Annotated in this window: 4 protein-coding genes; 2 read left to right on the top strand and 2 right to left on the bottom strand. The window is 66.7% G+C overall.

Annotation, left to right across the window (positions count from 1 at the left end):
• Positions 1–136, bottom strand: a 136-nt coding sequence (locus tag ACFE99_RS22985; protein WP_375488889.1) for a DUF779 domain-containing protein, incomplete at its 3' end; no start/stop codon positions are given.
• Complete coding sequence (locus tag ACFE99_RS22990) at positions 136–1,659, bottom strand: aldehyde dehydrogenase family protein (protein WP_375488883.1); 1,524 nt, start codon at positions 1,657–1,659, stop codon at positions 136–138. The genes ACFE99_RS22990 and ACFE99_RS22985, both read right to left, overlap by 1 nt.
• Positions 1,660–1,778: 119 nt before the next feature.
• Here ACFE99_RS22990 and ACFE99_RS22995 point away from each other — a divergent pair, with 119 nt between their 5' ends.
• Together ACFE99_RS22995 and ACFE99_RS23000 are read left to right on the top strand one after the other, a co-directional pair.
• The gene (locus tag ACFE99_RS22995; protein ID WP_375488885.1) at positions 1,779–3,803 is read left to right on the top strand and encodes a prolyl oligopeptidase family protein; all 2,025 of its coding nucleotides are present in this window, start codon (positions 1,779–1,781) and stop codon (positions 3,801–3,803) included.
• A gap of 176 nt (positions 3,804–3,979) precedes the next feature.
• Positions 3,980–4,450 carry an SRPBCC family protein gene (locus ACFE99_RS23000; RefSeq protein WP_375488887.1) on the top strand — a complete coding sequence of 157 codons (471 nt, stop codon included), beginning with the start codon at positions 3,980–3,982 and terminating at the stop codon, positions 4,448–4,450.
• Positions 4,451–4,559 lie beyond the last annotated feature (109 nt).

Consider the following 4,559-nt stretch of genomic DNA (forward strand, 5'->3'; position numbering starts at 1 on the left):
GGTAGCACATCGGTGAGCTGCCGTCGCAGCAGCCGCCGGACTGGTGGAACATCACCGGGCCGTGGCGATCTATCAGTTGCTCCAGCAGTTCGGCGGCGGCCGCGGTGATCACCACTCGGGGCGGCGGCGCGTCCATCAGAAGAACCCGAGCGCCTTCTCGGAGTAGGACACCATCAGGTTCTTGGTCTGCTGGTAGTGGTCGAGCATTATCTTGTGGTTCTCCCGGCCGATGCCCGACTGCTTGTAGCCGCCGAACGCCGCGTGCGCGGGGTAGACGTGGTAGCAGTTCACCCATACCCGGCCGGCCTGGATGTCGCGGCCGGCCCGGTAGGCGATGTTGCCGTCGCGGCTCCACACCCCCGCACCGAGCCCGTAGAGGGTGTCGTTGGCGATCGAGATGGCGTCGTCGTAGTCCTTGAACGACGTCACGGCGACGACGGGTCCGAAGATCTCTTCCTGGAAGATCCGCATCTTGTTGTGGCCGGTGAAGATCGTCGGCTGCACGTAGTAGCCGCCGGACAGGTCGCCGCCGAGTTCGGCGCGCTCGCCGCCGGTGACGATCTTGGCGCCCTCGCTCTTGCCGATCTCGATGTAGGACAACACCTTTTCCAGCTGGTCGTTGGAGGCCTGCGATCCCAGCATGGTCTCGGTGTCCAGTGGGTCGCCCTGCCGGACGGCCTTGGTGCGGATCGCGGCCAGCTCCAGGAACTCGTCGTAGATGTCGGCCTGGATCAGGCTGCGCGACGGGCAGGTGCACACCTCGCCCTGGTTGAGGGCGAACATGGTGAAGCCTTCGAGCGCCTTGTCCTGGAAGTCGTCGTGGGCGGCCATCACGTCGGAGAAGAAGATGTTGGGGCTCTTGCCGCCGAGCTCCAGCGTGACCGGGATGAGGTTCTGGCTGGCGTACTGCATGATCAGCCGGCCGGTGGTGGTCTCCCCGGTGAACGCGACCTTGGCGATGCGGTTGCTGGAGGCCAGCGGCTTGCCGGCCTCGGCGCCGAACCCGTTGACGACGTTGACAACTCCGGGCGGCAGCAGGTCGGCGATCAGCGACAGGAAATAGAGCACCGACGCCGGGGTCTGCTCGGCAGGCTTGAGCACTGCTGCGTTGCCGGCGGCCAGTGCGGGCGCCAGCTTCCAGGTCGCCATCAAGATCGGGAAGTTCCACGGGATGATCTGCCCGACCACTCCGAGCGGCTCGTGGAAGTGGTAGGCGACGGTGTCCTCGTCGATTTGGCTCAGGGTGCCTTCCTGGGCCCGGATCGCGGCGGCGAAATACCGGAAATGGTCGGCGGCCAACGGGATGTCGGCGGCCAGCGCTTCGCGGATCGGCTTGCCGTTGTCCCACGCTTCAGCCAGCGCGAGCGCATCACGGTTGGCGTCGATGCGATCGGCGATCTTGTTGAGGATCGCCGCCCGCTCGGCCGGCGCGGTCTTGCCCCACTTCGGTGCCGCCGCGTGCGCGGCGTCGAGCGCCTTGTCGACGTCGGCGTCGTCGGAGCGCGGCACCTCGCAGAACGGCTGCCCGGTCACCGGGGTCGGATTGTCGAAGTAGCGGCCATTCACGGGTGGCACCCACTCGCCGCCGATGAAGTTGCCGTAGCGGGATTCGAAGGACATCAGCGCCCCGGCGGAGCCGGGACGTGCATAGACGGTCATCGGTTCAGCTCCTCGTTTTTGCGTGACAAAGCTCACAGTACCGCTGCGGCCACAATGTGTTCCATGGCCCGCGCGGCGACGATGCAAAGCACGCAGCGCGATGAGGAGGTGCCGCGCACATGATGGGTGAACACCTCGACGACCCCTACCTGTGGCTGGAGGACGTCACCGGCGACGACGCCCTGGACTGGGTGCGTGCCCACAACGAGCCGACCGTTGCCGAGTTCGGCGGTCCGGATTTCGAGCGGATGCGCGCCGAGGCGCTCGAGGTGCTCGACACCGACGCCCGGATTCCCTATGTTCGTCGCCGCGGCGAGTTCCTCTACAACTTCTGGCGCGACGCCGCTAACCCGCGCGGGCTGTGGCGGCGCACCACGCTGGACAGCTACCGCACCGAAAGCCCGGAGTGGGATGTGCTGATCGACGTCGACGAGCTGGGCCGCATCGACGACGAGAACTGGGTGTGGGGCGGAGCGACCGTCATCGAACCCGACTACACACGAGCGCTTATCGGGCTGTCCCGCGGCGGCTCCGATGCTGTGGTGGTTCGCGAATTCGACATGACGGCAAGGGAATTCGTTGCTGACGGGTTTGTGCTGCCGGAAGCCAAGACCTACATGACCTGGGCTGATCCGGATACCGTGTTGCTGGGCACCGACTTCGGCGAGGATTCGCTGACCGAATCCGGCTACCCGCGGGTCGTCAAGCGGTGGCGGCGCGGCCAGCCACTGGCCGAGGCGCAGACCCTGTTCGAGGGCTCGCGCAGCGACGTCCTGGTGGCGGCATCAGTCGACCGCACCCCCGGCTTCGAGCGCACCCTGCTGCGGCGGGCCATCGACTTCTTCAACGACGAGGTCTACGAGCTGCGCGGCCTCCCGGACAACCCAGAGCTGATCCGCATCGACGCGCCCACCGACGCGACCGTCTCGGTGCACCGACAGTGGGCGCTGATCGAGCTGCGCACCGACTGGTTCACCGGCACCGCTTCGCATACCGCGGGCTCGCTGCTGGCCGCTGATTACGAGCAATTCCTCGCCGGCACGGCGCCGTTGCAGGTGGTGTTCGAGCCCGACGAGCACACCTGCCTGTACCAGTACGCGTGGACCCGCGACCGGCTTTTCGTCGTCACGCTGGCCGACGTGGCCAGCCGGGTCGAGGCCGTCACACCAGGCAGTTGGCAGCGCGCGCCGGTGCCGGGGCTGCCCGCGGCCACCAACACGGTGATCGCCGCCACCGACGACACCGGCGACGAGTTCTTCCTGGACTCCAGCGGATTCGACACTCCGTCGCGGCTGCTGCGCGGCACCGCCGACGGGCCACTGCAGGAAATCAAGTCCGCGCCCGCCTTCTTCGACGCCGAGGGCCTTGACGTCACACAGCATTTCGTCGCGTCGAAGGATGGCACGTGGATTCCGTACTTTGTCGTGCGTCCCCATGATGCTTGCGGGCCGACGCTGCTGTCCGGCTACGGCGGCTTCGAGGTGGCGCGCACTCCCGGGTATGACGGCGTGCTGGGCCGGCTGTGGCTGGCCCGCGGCGGCACCTACGTGCTGGCCAATATCCGCGGCGGCGGCGAGTACGGGCCGCGCTGGCACACCCAGGCAATGCGGGAGGGCCGACATCTGGTGGCCGAGGACTTCGCCGCGGTAGCAACCGATCTGGTCGACCGCGGCATCACCACCGTGGACCAGCTCGGTGCCCAGGGCGGCAGCAACGGCGGGCTGCTGATGGGCATCATGCTCACCCAGTACCCTGAGCTGTTCGGCGCGCTGGTGTGCCAGGTGCCGCTGCTGGACATGCGCCGGTTTCATCTCCTACTGGCCGGTGCATCATGGGTGGCCGAATACGGCGATCCGGACAATCCCGCCGACTGGGAGTTCATCTCGAAATACTCGCCGTACCATCATGTTTCGGCCGACGTGCGCTATCCGCCAGTGTTGATCGCCACGTCGACGCGCGACGACCGGGGGCACCCCGGGCATGCCCGCAAGATGACCGCCGCACTTGAAGCCGCCGGGCAGCGGGTCTGGTACTACGAGAACATCGAGGGCGGACACGCAGGCGCGGCCGACAACGCGCAGCACGCATTCAAAGCGGCGCTGAGCTTCTCGTTCCTGTGGCGGATGCTCGGCAACAAGCATTGAACCTCTTGGCCTCCCCGACCGTCTCACCAATAGGAGTCGAGGAGGTCGAGATGAGTCCATTACTGGTGGCCTGCCTGTCGGTGGGTGTCCCGGTGGCGGGCCTTGGCCTGGTGGACCTGCAGGCGCGCCTTGAACGATGGGATCAGGAACGCCATGCCCAGGACTAGCCTCAAGCCATGACCGTCACCACAGTCGACGCCGGACCTAAGCAAGTGAGCCGCTCGGTCGAGGTCGCCGCACCGGCCCGCGAGTTGTTCGCCATCGTCGCCGACCCGCGCCGCCACCATGAGCTTGACGGTTCGGGCACGGTCGGAGCGAACATCAGTGGACCCGAGCGGCTAGGACCGGGCGCACGGTTTTCCACCAAGATGAAGATGTTCGGGATGCCCTATCGCATCACCAGCACGGTGACCGCGTTCGAACCTGATCGGCTCATCGAGTGGCGCCATCCCGTCGGCCACCGCTGGCGGTGGGAATTCGCGCCGATTACGCCCACCAAGACCCGGGTCACCGAAACGTTCGACTATCACGACGCCGGACCACTCAAGAACGCGTTGAAGTACTACGAACTGACCGGCTTCGCCAAACGCAACGGCGCCGGCATCGAAGCCACGCTGCGGCGACTGCACGACCGCTACAGCGGTTGAGCCCGGCCCGCGACGTCGTCGCCGTTTGCCGGGTTAGGCGGCTTTCTTCTCCAGGGTGAATTGGCAGACGTCGGTGTAGCCGTCGCGGAACAGCTCCCGGCAGCCGGTC

This window comes from uncultured Mycobacterium sp. (genome assembly GCF_964249325.1).
Taxonomy (GTDB): domain Bacteria; phylum Actinomycetota; class Actinomycetes; order Mycobacteriales; family Mycobacteriaceae; genus Mycobacterium.